The 13,503-nt window shown below is 69.1% G+C and carries 8 protein-coding genes; 5 read left to right on the top strand and 3 right to left on the bottom strand.

The genetic code is table 11. The features are described 5' to 3' along the window. Window positions 1-3: 3 nt before the first annotated feature. From glgB to treY, 4 genes are read left to right on the top strand one after another with little or no spacing between them, the layout of a single operon-like run. On the top strand, window positions 4-2,211 hold the full coding sequence (glgB, locus tag EAT49_RS05720; protein WP_185020665.1) for a 1,4-alpha-glucan branching protein GlgB: 2,208 nt from the start codon (window positions 4-6) through the stop codon (window positions 2,209-2,211). After that, window positions 2,208-4,313: a glycogen debranching protein GlgX gene (glgX, locus tag EAT49_RS05715; RefSeq protein WP_123641321.1), complete on the top strand. Its 2,106-nt coding sequence runs from the start codon at window positions 2,208-2,210 to the stop codon at window positions 4,311-4,313. The genes glgB and glgX overlap by 4 nt, the downstream gene beginning before the upstream one ends. After that, window positions 4,303-6,030 (top strand): malto-oligosyltrehalose trehalohydrolase, encoded by a 1,728-nt coding sequence (gene treZ, locus EAT49_RS05710; protein WP_246003769.1) that lies wholly within the window; start codon window positions 4,303-4,305, stop codon window positions 6,028-6,030. The genes glgX and treZ overlap by 11 nt, the downstream gene beginning before the upstream one ends. Continuing rightward, complete coding sequence (gene treY / locus EAT49_RS05705; RefSeq protein WP_123641320.1) at window positions 6,027-8,333, top strand: malto-oligosyltrehalose synthase; 2,307 nt, start codon at window positions 6,027-6,029, stop codon at window positions 8,331-8,333. Before treZ ends, treY begins: the two co-directional genes overlap by 4 nt. A gap of 56 nt (window positions 8,334-8,389) precedes the next feature. Here the strand turns inward: treY and EAT49_RS05700 are convergent, their stop codons facing one another. From EAT49_RS05700 to EAT49_RS05690, 3 genes are all read right to left on the bottom strand, one after another. Next, on the bottom strand, window positions 8,390-9,136 hold the full coding sequence (locus EAT49_RS05700) for a potassium channel family protein (RefSeq protein WP_221181434.1): 747 nt from the start codon (window positions 9,134-9,136) through the stop codon (window positions 8,390-8,392). 302 nt (window positions 9,137-9,438) lie between these two features. Further along, on the bottom strand, window positions 9,439-10,212 hold the full coding sequence (locus tag EAT49_RS05695) for an HpcH/HpaI aldolase family protein (protein ID WP_123641319.1): 774 nt from the start codon (window positions 10,210-10,212) through the stop codon (window positions 9,439-9,441). 24 nt (window positions 10,213-10,236) lie between these two features. After that, complete coding sequence (locus tag EAT49_RS05690; protein WP_123641318.1) at window positions 10,237-11,754, bottom strand: malonate--CoA ligase; 1,518 nt, start codon at window positions 11,752-11,754, stop codon at window positions 10,237-10,239. A gap of 96 nt (window positions 11,755-11,850) precedes the next feature. Between EAT49_RS05690 and EAT49_RS05685 the strand changes: the two genes are divergently transcribed. Then, complete coding sequence (locus EAT49_RS05685) at window positions 11,851-13,494, top strand: mechanosensitive ion channel family protein (RefSeq protein ID WP_185020664.1); 1,644 nt, start codon at window positions 11,851-11,853, stop codon at window positions 13,492-13,494. Window positions 13,495-13,503 lie beyond the last annotated feature (9 nt).

The raw sequence follows: 13,503 nt of genomic DNA, 5'->3' as shown, positions 1-13,503 counted from the left end.
CGCGTGAGCATGACGAGTTATCCAGACACCGCCCCGCCGCCCGCCGACATCGAGGCGATCCTCCGCGGCCAGCACGGCGATCCGTTCCGCATCCTCGGGATGCACCAGCCCGAGGGCGGCGCCATCACCGTCAACGTCTTCGCCCCCGACGCGGCGGAGGTGACGCTCTTCGACACGAAGGGCAAGGAGGTCTGTCCCCTGACCCGTATCGACGCGCAGGGTTTCTTCCACGCGACCCTCCCGCGCCGGAAAAAGCCCTTCGCCTATCGCCTCGCCATGACCAACGCCACCGGCCACAGCTGGCAGATCGCAGATCCCTACGCCTTCGGGCCGGTGATGGGCGAGATGGACGAATACCTGATGGGAGAGGGCCGCCACGAGGAACTCTACCGCCGCCTCGGCGCCCATCCGATCACCCACGAGGGCGTCGAGGGCACCTCCTTCGCCGTCTGGGCCCCCAACGCGCGGCGCGTCTCCGTGGTCGGCCATTTCAACGCCTGGGACGGCCGCCGCCACCCCATGCGCCGCCGCGGCGCCTCGGGCGTCTGGGAGATCTTCCTGCCCGGCATCGGCCGCGGCGAGATCTACCGCTACGAGATCGTCGGCGCCTACGGCCACCTTCAGCCGCTGAAGACCGACCCCGTGGGCTTCCGCGCCGAGGTCTCCCCCCAGACCGCCTCCATCGTCCACGGCATGCCCCGCCACGACTGGCAGGACGACGCCTGGCTCGCAAGCCGCGCCGCCGACCAGCGCGACAAGCCCGTCTCCATCTACGAGGTCCATCCCGGAAGCTGGCGCCGCACCCTCGAGAACGAGATGTTGGACTACGCCACCCTCGGCGCGCAGCTCGCCGACTATGTCACCGAGATGGGCTTCACCCATGTCGAGTTCCTGCCCGTCAGCGAACATCCCTTCTCCGGCTCGTGGGGTTACCAGCCCATCGGCCTCTTCGCCCCCACCTCCCGCTTCGGCACGCCCGAGGACTTCGCCGCCCTCGTGGACACGCTCCACGGCAGGGGCATCGGCGTGATCGTCGATTGGGTCCCCGCCCATTTCCCCACCGATGCCCACGGCCTCGGCAATTTCGACGGAACGGCGCTCTACGAACATGCCGATCCCCGGCAGGGCTTCCACCAGGACTGGAACACGCTGATCTACAACTTCGGCCGCCGCGAGGTGGCGAACTTCCTGCGCGCCTCCGCGACCTACTGGCTGAAGGAGCTGCACGTCGACGCGCTTCGCGTCGATGCCGTGGCCTCGATGCTCTATCTCGACTACTCCCGCAACGAGGGCGAATGGATCCCCAACCGCTACGGCGGGCGCGAGAACCTCGACGCCATCGACTTCCTGAAGGGCGTGAACGAGACGACGCATCACTACGCCCCCGGAACCCTGACCATCGCCGAGGAAAGCACCGCCTGGCCCGGCGTCTCCCGCCCGGTGCCCGAGGGCGGTCTCGGCTTCGACTTCAAGTGGAACATGGGCTGGATGCACGACACGCTCGAATACATGAGCCAGGACCCCGTGCACCGGAAATACCACCATCACGAGATGACCTTCGGCCTGCACTACGCCTTTTCCGAGAATTTCGTCCTCCCCCTCAGCCATGACGAGGTGGTCCACGGCAAGGGCTCCATGCTCGGCAAGATGCCCGGCGACCGCTGGCAGAAATTCGCGAACCTGCGCGCCTATTACGGCTTCATGTGGGGCCATCCGGGCAAGAAGCTGCTCTTCATGGGCGGCGAGTTCGGGCAGGAGCGCGAGTGGAACCACGACCAGTCCCTCGACTGGCACCTTCTGGACGATCCGATGCACGAGGGCCTGCGCCGCCTCGTGGCCGACCTCAACCGCCTCTATCGCGCCGAGCCCGGCCTGCATCAGCGCGACTGCGTGCCCGAGGGCTTCCGGTGGATCGAGGGCGGCGATGTGGAGAACAACGTCTTCTCCTTCGTCCGCACCGGCGAGGAGGGCGCGCGGCCCGTGGTCGTCGTCGCCAACATGGCCCCCGTCCCGCGCGAGGGCTACCGCATCGGCGTCCCCTCCGCGGGCCGCTGGCGCGAGGTCCTGAACAGCGACGCCGCGATCTATGGCGGGTCCGGGGCCGGCAACCACTCCGAGCTTTCGGCGACGGACCACGGCATGCACGGTTTCGCCGCCTCGCTGTCCCTGACCCTGCCGCCGCTCGCCACGATCTTCCTGATCCCCGAATGAGCCAGGTCCTCGCCCCCGCCCTGTCGGGCCGCCGCGTGCTCGCCGGGTCGGATGTCCCTCTCGGCGCCACCTGGGATGGCTCCGGCACCAATTTTGCGCTCTTCTCCGCCCATGCGGAAAAGGTCGAGCTCTGCCTCTTCGACAGCCGCGGCCGCCGCGAGATCGAACGGATCGAGCTGCCCGAGTTCACCCACCAGGTCTGGCACGGCTACCTGCCCGACGTCCGCCCCGGCCAGCTCTACGGCTACCGCGTCCACGGCCCCTACGCGCCCGAGGCGGGACACCGCTTCAACCCCAACAAGCTCTTGCTCGATCCCTACGCGCTCCAGCACAAGGGCAACCTGCGCTGGCACGAGGCGCTCTTCGGCTACAAGCTCGGCCACTCCCACGCCGATCTCAGCTACGACCGCCGCGACAGCGCCTTCGTCATGCCGAAATGCGTGGTGGTGGACCCCGCCCACACCTGGGGCGGGGACGTCCGCCCCGATGTGCCCTGGGGCCGCACCCTGATCTACGAGGCCCATGTGGGCGGCATCACCATGGGCTGCGACTTCGTCGACGAGCCCCTGCGCGGCACCTTCGAGGGTCTCGCCGATCCCCGCGTGATCGACCACCTGGTCAAGCTGGGCGTCACCTCGATAGAACTTCTTCCCGTACAGGCCTTCTACGACGAGGGCCTCCTGACGGAGAAAGGTCTCGTCAACTGGTGGGGCTATTCCACCATCGGCTTCTTCGCCCCCGCGCCGCGCTACCTGACCCACGACGGCAGCCTCCACGAATTCAAGCTGATGGTCCGCCGCCTCCACGAGGCGGGCATCGAGGTCATCATGGACGTGGTCTACAACCACACCGCCGAGGGCTCCGAGCTTGGCCCCACGCTGTCCTTCCGCGGCATCGACAACGCCAGCTACTACACGCTCGCCGATCACCCGCGCTATTACTTCGACACCACGGGATGCGGCAATTCCCTGAACCTGCGCAACTCCCGCGTCCTGCAGATGGTCATGGACTCCTTGCGCTACTGGGTCGAGGACTGCCACGTCGACGGCTTCCGCTTCGATCTGGCGACCACGCTGGGCCGCGACCGCGACCACTATTCCGAACACGCGATCTTCCTCGAGGCCGTCCGGCAGGACCCGGTGCTCGCCGGCGTGAAACTGATCGCGGAGCCCTGGGACACCGGCCCCAACGGCTACCAGGTCGGCAACTTTCCCCCGGGCTGGGCGGAATGGAACGACCGCTTCCGCGACAACCTGCGCGCCTACTGGCGCGGCGATCCGGGGATGCTGCGGCAGATCGCGGGCGGCATCCTCGGGTCCGCCGAGACCTTCGCCCATGACGGCCGCAGGCCCTGGGCCAGCGTCAACTTCGTCACGGCGCATGACGGCTTCACCCTGATCGACCTCGTGTCCTACAACGAAAAGCACAACGAGGCGAACGGCGAAGGCAATGCCGACGGCCATTCGCACAATCTCAGCTGGAACTGCGGCGCCGAAGGGCCGACCGACGACCCCGACATCCTCGCGCTGCGCGAGAAACAGCGCCGCAACCTCGCCGCCTCGCTCCTGCTGAGCCAGGGCACGCCCATGATCCTCATGGGCGACGAGCGCGGCCGGACCCAGGAGGGCAACAACAACACCTATTGCCAGCCCGGTCCGATCAACTGGCAGGACTGGGACCCGTCGGAGGCCAATCAGGCCTTCGAGGATTTCGTCCGGGGCGTCATCGCCATCCGCCACCGCTACGGTCTCTTCCTCGCCGAGCGCTATCTTCATTCCGGCCCCGATGCCCGGAGGAACCGCTTCGTCCGGTGGCTGCGCACGGACGGGGAGGAGATGACCGCCCAGGACTGGGACAATGCCGAAAGCCGCGCGGTGGGCCTCCTGATGCACGAAAGCACGACCTACCTCCTGATGCTGATGAACGCCTCAGACGCCGATCTGGACTTCACGCTCCCCGGCGCCGACCGACGCGGCTGGTCGGTTCTCGTCGACAGCGCAAACGACATCGCCGACCCCGAAACGCCGGTCTCTGTCGGCGGTCCCGAGATCCCGCTGCCCGCGCGCTGCTTCCTGCTGCTGGAAACCGGCCGTGAGCAGTGATCCCCGCTACAGCTGGGGCGCCATGCCGGCAGGGCAGGGGCGCTGGACCTTCCGCCTCTGGGCCCCGGGGGCGGAGAGTGTCCGCCTCCGCCTTCACGGGCAGGATCGCGAGATGGAGGCAGGCCCGGACGGCTGGTTCCATCTCGAGGCCGAGGCGCAGGAAGACGACGCCTATGCCTATGTCCTCCCCGACGGCCGGGCCGTCCCCGATCCCGCCGCCCGCCGCCAGCAGGGCGATGTCCACGGCCCCTCGCTCCTGACCGCGCCCCGGCGGGCGAGGGCCTGGGAGGGCCGCCCTTGGGAAGAGGCGGTGATCCAGGAGCTCCACATCGGCACCTTCACACCCGAAGGCACCTGTCAGGCCGCCGAGAGCCAGCTCGACCGCCTCGCGGGCCTCGGCTTCACGGCCATCGAGATCATGCCGCTCGCGCAATTCGGCGGCGACCGCGGCTGGGGCTATGACGGCGTGCTGCCCTACTGCCCCCACAACATCTACGGCAGCCCCGCCGACCTCGCCGCCCTCGTCGAGGCCGCCCACGCCCGCGGTCTCATGGTGCTGATCGACGTGGTCTACAATCACTTCGGCCCTGACGGGAATTACCTGCCGCTCTACGCTCCCGACTTCTTCGACTCCGCGCGCGACACCCCCTGGGGCGCCGGCATCGACTACACCCAGGGCCCCGTCCGCCGCTTCTTCATCGAGAACGCGCTCTACTGGCTCACCGAATACGGCTTCGACGGACTCCGCCTCGATGCGATCGACCAGATCAAGGACCCGTCCGACCCGGAACTCCTGATCGACCTCGCCCGCGAGATCCGCGGGACGGTGGGCGGTCATGTCCACCTCACCACCGAGGACAACCGCAACGTCACGCATCTTCACGAACGCGGCCCCTCCGGCGCGATCACGCTCCATTCCGGCGAGTGGAACGACGACTTTCACAACGCCGCCCATGTCCTCGCCACCGGCGAGACCGAGGGCTATTACGCCGATTTCGCCGACGATCCCCTCCGCCTGATGGGCCGCGCCCTGGCCGAAGGCTTCTCCTTTCAGGGCGAGAAGGGCAGGGGCGATCCCTCCGCCCACCTGCCGCCCGCGGCCTTCGTCGACTTCCTCCAGAACCACGACCAGACCGGCAACCGCGCGCTGGGCGAGCGGCTGATCTCCCTCGCCGACCCGGATACCCTCGAGGCGCTGACCGCCATCCTCGCCCTTTCGCCCCATATCCCCCTCTTCTTCATGGGCGAGGACTACGGCGAAACCCGCCCCTTCCTCTTCTTCGCCCATTTCGGCGGCGATCTCGACGACACCGTCCGCGAAGGCCGCCGCTCGGAATTCGCGGGCTTCAAGGGCTTCGAGGCCGAGGACGTGCCCGATCCCATCGCCCTTGACACCTTCCGCGCCTCCACCCTCGACCCCGCCCGCCGCGACAGTCCCGAAGGTCAGGCGGCGCAGTCCCGCCTGTCGACCCTGCTCGACATCCGCCACCGCATGATCGTCCCGCACCTGAAACGGGCCGGCGCCTACTCGGGCACGCTGATCGAGGCCGGCAACGGCCGCCTCGCGGTCGACTGGCGCCTCGGTCACGCCACCCTCTCCCTCCGCGCCCGCTTCGGAGAGGCGGCCCTCCCTGGGGCCACGGGCGAGGAACTCCACCGCACCGGCGACAGCGACGCCCGCGCCGAAACCCTCCACACCCTCACGGTGGACACATGACACTGCCGACAAGCTGCTACCGCCTGCAATTCCGGCAGGGCATGGATTTCGACCGCGCAGCCAGCCTCGCCCCCTATCTCGCGGATCTCGGCGTCAGCCACCTCTACGCCTCGCCCCTCTTCACCGCCCAGACCGGCTCCACCCACGGCTACGACGTCACCGACCCCGGCGAGATCGACCCCGCGCTGGGCGGCCGCGAGGGCCTCGAGCACCTGTCCCGGGAGCTCAAGGAACACGGCCTCGGCCTGATCCTCGACATCGTGCCGAACCACATGGCCTTCTCCGTCGAGACGCCCTGGCTCCGCGACATCCTCCGCCACGGGACCGAAAGCCGCTATGCCGGCCATTTCGACCTCGACCCTGCCGCCGGTCGCATCCGCCTGCCTTGGCTGCCCGCGCCCTTCGAGGAAACGCTGCCCGACCTCTCCGTCGCCGAAGCGGGGGACGGTCCCGTTCTCGACACCGGCGGCCTCCAGGTGCCGCTCTCGGCCACGCCCTCCCTCGACGCCGCCCGCTCCGGCGATCCCGCGGCCCTCCGTCGGCTCCATGCCGAACAGCCCTGGCGCCTCGTCCACTGGCGCACCGAAAGCGACGTCATCAGCCACCGCCGCTTCTTCAGCGTCACCGGCCTGATCGGTGTCCGCGTGGAACAGGCGCAGGTCTTCGAGGACGTCCACGCACTTCTTTTCGACCTCGTCGCCTCCGGCATCGTGACCGGCGTCCGCATCGACCATGTCGACGGCCTCCTCGATCCGTCCGCCTATCTCGCCCAGCTCCGCGCCCGGCTTCCGGGCACGCCGATCTGGGTCGAGAAGATCCTGTCGGGGACCGAGACCCTGCCGCGGCACTGGCCCGTCGAGGGCACCACAGGCTATGTCGCGTCCCGCGCCCTTTCCCGCCTCCTGACCGACGCGGGAGGGCTCGACCGCATCGCCGCCACCTACCGCGCCGCCACCGGCCGGACCGACGATGTCGAGGCCGTGATCCGCCGCGCCCGCCGGCAGGTGATGACGGAGGAACTGGCCGCCGAGCTCTGGACCTTGCAGCGCCTCCTCGGGGAGATCGCCGCAGCCGATCCCGTGGGTGTCGAGTTCGGCCCCGAGACCCTGCGCGAGGCGCTACTGGCCTTCATCGCGGCGTTCCCCCGCTACCGCACCTACATGACCGCCGACGACATCGCGCCGGCCGACGCCCGCCTGATCCGCGACACCGCCGCCCGCGCCGAAGCCAGTCTCAACGCCCCCGGCGCCGTGCCCTTCCTCGCCGAGGTCCTGACCCGCCCCGGGGCCGACACCGCCCGCCTGCGCCTGCGCCTGCAACAGGTCACCGGGGCGGCCGTCGCGAAAAGCGCCGAGGACACCGCCTTCTACCGCGAGGTCCGCCTGCTGTCGGCCAACGAGGTCGGCGGCGAGCCCGACGACGATCCTCTGGGCATCGCGGGTTTTCACCGCGCCATGGAACGCCGGGCCGAACTCATGCCTCACGGCCTGACGCTCACCTCCTCCCACGACACCAAGCGGTCCGAGGATGCGCGCATGCGCATCGCCGCCATCACCCGAGAGCCCGAGGCCTTCGAGGCCTGGTTCCGCATCTGCCGCGGCTTCGCGCCCGAACGCCTCAATCCGAACCTCGTCTGGTACGTCGCCCAGACCTTCCTCGCCCTCCAGCCCGGCGACGGCGACCTGGGCGAACGGCTGGCGGAGCACATCGTCAAGGCCCTGCGCGAGGCGAAAAGCGAGACCTTCTGGACCGCCCCCGACCTCGAACTGGAGGAAGCCGCCCAGGCCTTCGTCCGCCGCCTCGCGCAGCACTTTCCCCGCCACGCCCGGGAGGTGGAGCCCATCATCCAGGCCTCGGAGCGGCTCACCCTGATCCAGACCGCGCTCAAGCTGACGATCCCGGGCATTCCCGACATCTACCAGGGCTGCGAACTGGCGAGCTTCTCCCTCACCGATCCGGACAACCGCCGCGCCGTCGATTTCGACCGCCGCCGCGCGGCCCTGTCCGGGAGCGCGGAGCTGTCCTCCCTCGACCGAATGAAGCTCGGCCTGACCCACCGCGTGCTGCTCCTGCGCCGGGACAATCCGGCGCTCTTCCTGTCGGGCGACTACCGCCCGCTCCCTGCCGCAGGCCCCGTCTGCGCCTTCGAGCGCCGCGAGGGCTCCCGCCGGCTTTCCGTGGCCGTCACCCTCTCCGGAAACCGCGACGACCTCGAGGCCGCCGTCGCCCCCGCCGAAACCATCTGGCCCGCGCCCGCCGAGGCGGAACACTGCCCCGTCCGCATCGCCTTTTCGGACGGCTAGGGCGGCGTCGGGGAACCGCGGGCGACCGGAAACCCGCCTGGGTGACCCATCATGCGTTATTTCCGATTGCGCGCCCGCGACAGCCCGTCCGTAAAGGCGCTCGCGAGGATTCCCGTGGGAAGCGCGATCAGGCCGATACCTGCCACAGCCGTCAGGCCGGCTGCTATTCTCCCCAGGACCGTTATCGGGACGGTGTCTCCGTATCCGACCGTCGTCAGGGTCGCGATGGACCACCACATGGCGCGGGGAATGCTGCCGAAGACATCCGGTTGTGCGGTGCGTTCCGCATAGTAGAGGGCGGAGGACGCGAGGAGCATCAGGCCCAACGCGATGGCCGCACTCACGCCCAGTTCATACCTCCGGTCCGTTATCGCTTCGTAGATCATCTGCAGTGCCAGCGAGTATCGTCCCAGACGGGCGAGCCTCACCAGGCGGGCGGCTCGAAAGACCCGCAGCAGCGCCGTTTCCAGCCCGAAATAGGGAAGCGCAAAAGACAGAATGACAAGCAGATCCAGAGTCGAGGATAACGTCAACGCATAGGACAGGGAGCTCTTGTATTTCGGATTCTCGGGCGCGGCATAGAGCCGTGCTGCATATTCCGTCATGAAGATGGCGAGGAAAACGAGATTCGCAATGCCGTAATAGTGCTCCACCCCCTCGGTCAGAAGCGCTTCCGTCTCGGCGATGCCGAGGCCGATGGAAAGGCAGATCAGGACGACGATCCAGGTATTGGTCCTCGACAGACCCTTTTCCGTCCGCATGGACGGGTCGAGTGCCTCCGAAAGAGATCTTCTCAGCGTCATGTGCCACCCTGTGATTACTCAAGGTAAGGTTAGCATCACGCTCGGTTTCGGACGAAGCATGAAGATCGCCCCGGGCCTTCGGATCGACGTCCGAAACCCGCGATCGGGACGAGGAGCGGTGCGAGAGACCCGGTCATGACCGGGGCACCTGACGGCACGACGTCCTGCCCTGGCGACCCCGGGGCGCGGGTCATCCCGGCAGGCCGTTCAGAAGCGACGGCGGCGGAAAGTCCCGGGGTCTCTCCCTCGGTCGACAGCCGTCGACTGATGCGCCGGCCAGCCGGCGCCGCGGGACCGCCCGATCATCCCACCTTCGCCCGCCATCGCGCCAGCGTGGCCTCCGCCCCCTGCCGCAGCAGCGCCGCGTCCACCGCCACCGCCGGAAAGTTGCAGCCCGCCGCGACCGCCTCGGCCATGCCCCCTTCGTCCAGCGTCAGGAACCCGGCGGGCTTGCCCGCCGCCCGGATCCTCCGGATCGCCTCGAGCGCCGCGGTCCGCACCTCCGGACGGTCGGGCTCGCCCGGATAGCCCATGCTCGCGGCAAGATCCGCCGGTCCGACGAACGCTCCGTCAACCCCCGGCACGGCGAGGATCGCTTCCAGATCGTCCAGTGCGCTGACAGTCTCGATCTGCACGATGAGACAGATCTCCTCCCGCGCGCGCCCGGCGTAGCCCTGCACCCGGCCGAAACGGGACGCGCGCGTCAGGCCGGCCACCCCCCGGATGCCGCCCGGCGCGTAGTCCACCGCCTCCGCCGCTTCCCGCGCCTCCTGCGCGTCGCGCACATAGGGCACGATCAGCGATTGCGCGCCGAGATCGAGCAGCTTCTTGATCTCCGCCGCATCGAGAGAGCTCGGCCGCACCACCGCCTGCGTCGGATAGGGCGCCACCGCCTGCAGATGCGACAGCACCGACCGCGGGTCCATCGCCGTATGCTCGCAATCGATCAGCAGCCAGTCATAGCCGCAGCCCGCCGCCATTTCGGTCGCGGCGCTGTCGTCGATGCTGCACCAGTAGCCCAGCTGCGTCCGGCCCTCGGACAGGGCCGCCTTGAACATGTTCCGGGGCAGGCTCATCTCGTCCTCCGACAGGGCAGGGGGTCACGCATCGCCGAAAAGCCCGGCGAAGCGCTCGCGCAAGGCGCCCTTCTGGACCTTGCCCATCGTATTCCGCGGCAGCGCGTCGAGAAAGGCAATCCGTTTCGGATGCTTGAACCGCGCCAGCGCCTCGTTTGCCGCCGCCATCAGCGTGGCCTCCTCCGGCGCCGCGCCCGGCTCCGGCACGACCACGGCCACCACCGCCTCTCCAAGATCGCCATGCGGCACGCCGATCACCGCCGTTTCAAGCACCCCCGGCACGGCATCGAGCACCAGCTCCACCTCCTTGGGATAGACGTTCAGCCCGCCCGAGATGATCAGGTCCTTCCCGCGCCCGACGATCTGGACGTAGCCGTCTGCATCCACCCGCCCGAGATCGCCGGTGATGAAGAACCCGTCCGCCCGCAGTTCCGCCGCGGTCTTCTCGGGCATCCCCCAGTAGCCCCGGAACACGTTCGGCCCGCGCACCTCGATCATCCCGATCTCGCCCGCGGGCAGGCCCTCCCCGCTCTCGGGATCGGTGATCTTCAGCTCCACCCCCGGCAGCGGAAACCCCACTGTCCCGGCCCGTCGCTCGCCCTCGTAGGGGTTCGACGTGCTCATGTTCGTTTCCGTCATCCCGTAGCGTTCGAGGATCCGATGCCCGGTCCGCGCCTCGAACTGGCGGTGCGTCTCCTCCAGCAGAGGCGCCGAGCCCGAGATGAAGAGCCGCATCCCCGCCGCCGTCTCACGGGTGAACCGGTCCTCCTCCAGCAGCCGCGTGTAGAAGGTCGGAACCCCCATCAGTGCCGTGGCCCGGGGCATCAGGTCGATCACCCGTCCGGCCTCGAATCCCGGCAGGAAGATCATCGACCCACCCGCCTCCAGCATCACGTTCGTCGCCACGAAGAGACCGTGCGTGTGAAAGATCGGCAAGGCGTGCAGCAGCACGTCCCGCCCGGTGAACTGCCACAGCTCGGTCAGCGTCGCCGCATTGGACAGAAGGTTGCGCTGCGTCAGCATCGCTCCCTTGGAGCGCCCCGTGGTCCCCGAGGTGTAGAGTAACGCCGCCAGGTCCTCCTCCCCCCGCGCCACGGTGGCGAAGTCCTCCGACTGTCCCTTGGCCCGCGCCATCAGCGTCCCGCCGCCGCCCCCGTCCAGCGTCAGGAGCCGCGCGCCGCAGCCCTCCGCGACCGGGGCCAGATCCGCCTCCCGAGCCGGATCGCATACGAGACAGGCCGCCCCGCTGTCGGCCACGAAATAGCCAAGCTCCGCCGCCGTATAGGCGGTGTTGAGCGGCAGGAAGACCAGCCCGGACCGCGCGCAGGCCGCATAGAGCGCCAGCGCCTCCGGCGACTTCGCAACCTGCGCCGCTACCCTGTCGCCCGGACGCAGCCCCGCCTCCCTCAGGGCCCCCGCGATGCGCGCGGCGAGGGCGAGAAACGCCGCGAAACTCGTCTCCCCGCCCGCGCCGTCGATCAGGAACGGCGCGTCGCTGCCCGCATGGCGGCCGAAGAGACGGTCGTAGAGGGGGTTTGCCATGGCTGTCGTCCTGTCCTGCGCGTTCCGGTTTGTCCGAAATCCCCGCACGGCCGTAAAGCCCCGGAACCGCCGTCGCGGCTTCCCGGTTGGATCGCCATGATCCGCCGGTTCCTCACGATCCTGTGTCTCGCCCTCGTGGCGGCCCTCCCCTCCGCGGCCCAGGACGGGGCAGGCGGCGCGCCGGAAACCTTCGAGGTCGACGCGCTCAATCCGCAGCTCGGCCCCGTCCCCGACCGGGTGGACCGCGCGACGCCCCGCGCCACCGTCGACGGCTTTCTCCGCGCCACGAGCTCGGACGATCTCGAGGCCGCGGTTCACTACCTCAACGTCACCGGCGTCGCGGGGACCGAAGCGGAGGCGCGCCGGCTCGCCGACCAGCTCGGCGTCGTGATCGACCGGGCCGTGGTGATCGACTGGGAGGCCCTCACCGACCGGCCGGACGCCCTGCTCGATACCGCGCGGTCCGAGGACGCCCTCTCCGGAGAGATCCGCCGCTCGATCCTGCTTGGTCAGGCGGAGATGCATCCCCAGCCGATCCCCGTCCGCGTGAACCGCGTCGAGGCCCCCGGAATGGCGCCGGTCTGGGTCTTCTCGCGCGAGACCGTGGCCGAGATCCCCGACATCTACGCCCGCCACGGGCCGAGCCGACTGGAGCGGTCCCTGCCGGATGCCTTGCGCGGAGAGGCCTGGTTCGGGCTCATGTGGTGGGAGCTCCTGGCTCTGCCGCTGGGCCTCGCGCTCATGGCCCTGACGGGATGGCTGGCCTGGGCCGGCGTCGGCCGCATCAGCCGCGGCACCTCCCGCGCCGCCCGGCTGATGCGCGCGGGCCGGGCGCCGCTCGCCCTCTTCGCGGCGACCGCGACGGCGGGCTGGTTGATCGGCGGGTTCTTCGCCTTCTCGTCGGAAATCTCGCACATCGCCGATCCCCTCGTGGCCCTCGGCCTCGCGCTCGCCATCCTGCTCTTCGTGCTGCGCGGGGTGGACGTGATCATCGAGGACCTCGTCTCCTTCGACGACGCCACCCTGCGGAACGCCAAGGAAGACCACCGCCGCGCGATCGCCACCCGGGTCTCCGCGTTTCGCCGGGCCGTGCTCATCGTCGTGGTGATCGTCGCCATCGTGGTCGCCGTGCACGAGGCGCAGCTCAGCTCCGGCCTCGGCCTCTCGTTCCTCGCCTCGGCGGGCCTCCTGACCCTCGTCTTCGGCTTCGCCGCGCGCACGATCCTCGGCAACATCCTGGCCTCCATGCAGATCGCGCTGAACCAGTCCGCGCGGATCGGCGACAAGGTCACCTTCAAGGACCGGCTCTGCCATGTGGAGCGCATCCACTTCACTTTCGTCCAGCTGAGGGTCTGGACGGGGATCCGGCTCATCGTCCCGGTGAGCGAGTTCGTCTCCGAGCCCTTCGAGAACTGGACGATGCAGGAGCGGCCGATGAACTGGCTGATCCGGCTGCGGCTGGCCCATGATGCCGATGTCGAGGCCCTGCGCCGGGATTTCGACAGGATCATGGACAGCCTCGATCCCGAACAGCTCGACGACAGGGCCAACGCCTTCGTCGCGGTCACCGATCACGATATCCTCGGCAAGGAGGTGACCTTCGGCCTGCCCTGCGCCAACCCCGACACCGCGTGGTTCCTGTCCTGCGAGGCCCGGGAAAAACTCATCACCGCCGCCGCGGACCGCGAGGCGCGGGGAGAGACGATGTTCGCCGAAGCGAAGGCCAGCGAGGCGGCATGACCGATCCCG

Origin of the sequence: Histidinibacterium lentulum, assembly GCF_003789055.1 — a bacterium.
Lineage (GTDB): Bacteria > Pseudomonadota > Alphaproteobacteria > Rhodobacterales > Rhodobacteraceae > Oceanicola > Oceanicola lentulus.
This window is presented reverse-complemented; position numbering and strand designations above follow the sequence as displayed.

Excerpts from the sequence above, each read along its gene's own strand:
- EAT49_RS05690 (WP_123641318.1), bottom strand. The coding sequence starts at position 11,754 with ATGGCAAACCCCCTCTACGACCGTCTCTTCGGCCGCCATGCGGGCAGC.
- glgX (WP_123641321.1), top strand. The coding sequence starts at position 2,208 with ATGAGCCAGGTCCTCGCCCCCGCCCTGTCGGGCCGCCGCGTGCTCGCC.
- EAT49_RS05695 (WP_123641319.1), bottom strand. The coding sequence starts at position 10,212 with ATGAGCCTGCCCCGGAACATGTTCAAGGCGGCCCTGTCCGAGGGCCGG.
- EAT49_RS05685 (WP_185020664.1), top strand. The coding sequence starts at position 11,851 with ATGATCCGCCGGTTCCTCACGATCCTGTGTCTCGCCCTCGTGGCGGCC.
- EAT49_RS05700 (WP_221181434.1), bottom strand. The coding sequence starts at position 9,136 with ATGACGCTGAGAAGATCTCTTTCGGAGGCACTCGACCCGTCCATGCGG.
- treY (WP_123641320.1), top strand. The coding sequence starts at position 6,027 with ATGACACTGCCGACAAGCTGCTACCGCCTGCAATTCCGGCAGGGCATG.